Genomic DNA, 1,251 nt, shown 5'->3' with positions numbered 1-1,251 from the left:
CCCGCCCACCCTGCCCGCCATCCCCCAGCTGATATTCACCGAGGCCCGGTGTCGCGGTCCCCCCGACCGCGGCACCGGGCCAACCTCATGTCCGGGGCCACCCGCGGCCGGCGACGGCCGCGACTCGCCGTGGTCTCCCTGGTTGCCGACCGGCGACCGAGCGTGATCGCGAGAGACTCCCGCCCACGGGCCGCGGGACACCGCCCCGGCACCGGATCGCACCGCCACGGCCGGAGAACACGCAGATCCGGCCGCTGACCGGACTCCCACCGGCGCGGCGGCGACAAGGTCTGAGCATCCTCACTTCAGCACTTTGAGTAACCATGACGCCCCATTGAGCCAAGCCATCTTTGGTTTACACCGTGGTCTGATTCCTCCCAGCCCAACCAGGCAGTCCATCTGATGCCACAATGCAACTTCGCAAGCACGCCTTGTAGTCGGAGTTGAGCAACAGTCGCAGGTCGCAACGGTGCCAGGTCAACCGGGATCGCCTCACCGACGGGCAGCGGCGGGCACCGACGGGTCCTCCCGGCGGAGCCGACCGCCGACGACGAGCGTGGACAAGGGCAACACGGATGCCGCCGGCCGCGACAACGAGCGGGCACCGGCAGCTTGAGGAACTGGGGGACCATCATCATGGCGTTACTGAATCCGGCAAATGTGAGCACGTCCCGCAGCGGGCACGCGCTGCGGGTGCCACGGCGCGGCGGCGAGGGTGCCGTCACGGCCGCGTCCGGCGGATCCGGCGCCGGATCCGCCGGCCCACCGCGGATCCCGCTGCTCCCCGAGAACAAGGTCGGTCAGCAGGTCCGCGTGCCCAAGACCGCCGAGCTCGTCGCGGCCCAGCTCCGCCGCCAGATCGTCCGTGGTGAGCTCGTCGAAGGCGACGCCCTACCCCCCGAAGCCGTCCTCATGGAACAGTTCGGCGTCTCCCGCCCCACCCTGCGCGAAGCCTTCCGCGTCCTCGAATCCGAAGCCCTCATCTCCGTCCGCCGCGGCGCCCACGGCGGCGCCCGCGTCCAACCCCCCGACGGCCAGGTCGCCGCCCGCTACGCCGGCCTCGTCCTCGAACACCGCCACACCACCCTCGCCGACGTCCACACCGCCCACACCCTGCTCGAACCCGCCGCCGCACCCAGGGTGGCCTCTCCCTTCTGCCAGTTGCACGGGCACAGCTCGTCGGTCTGCAGCGCGTCGAGTACGCGCAGCACCTCGGCCGGGTTCCGGCCGACGCTGCCGGCGGTGACCATG

General features: G+C 71.3%; 2 pseudogenes. One reads left to right on the top strand and one right to left on the bottom strand.

Going from position 1 to position 1,251, the window contains the following annotated elements:
• Window positions 1-636: 636 nt before the first annotated feature.
• Window positions 637-1,131: pseudogene (locus tag FMEAI12_RS29225) on the top strand (FadR/GntR family transcriptional regulator); the annotation flags it as partial.
• Here FMEAI12_RS29225 and FMEAI12_RS40275 read toward each other — a convergent pair.
• Window positions 1,050-1,251 (bottom strand): annotated as a pseudogene (locus FMEAI12_RS40275) (hypothetical protein); the annotation flags it as partial. The pseudogenes FMEAI12_RS29225 and FMEAI12_RS40275 sit on opposite strands and share 82 nt — an antisense overlap.

It is taken from the genome of Parafrankia sp. Ea1.12 (assembly GCF_900465275.1).
GTDB classification, from domain to species: domain Bacteria; phylum Actinomycetota; class Actinomycetes; order Frankiales; family Frankiaceae; genus Parafrankia; species Parafrankia soli.
Note: the sequence above shows the minus strand (reverse complement) of the source record. Positions and strands in the feature narration are given on the sequence as shown.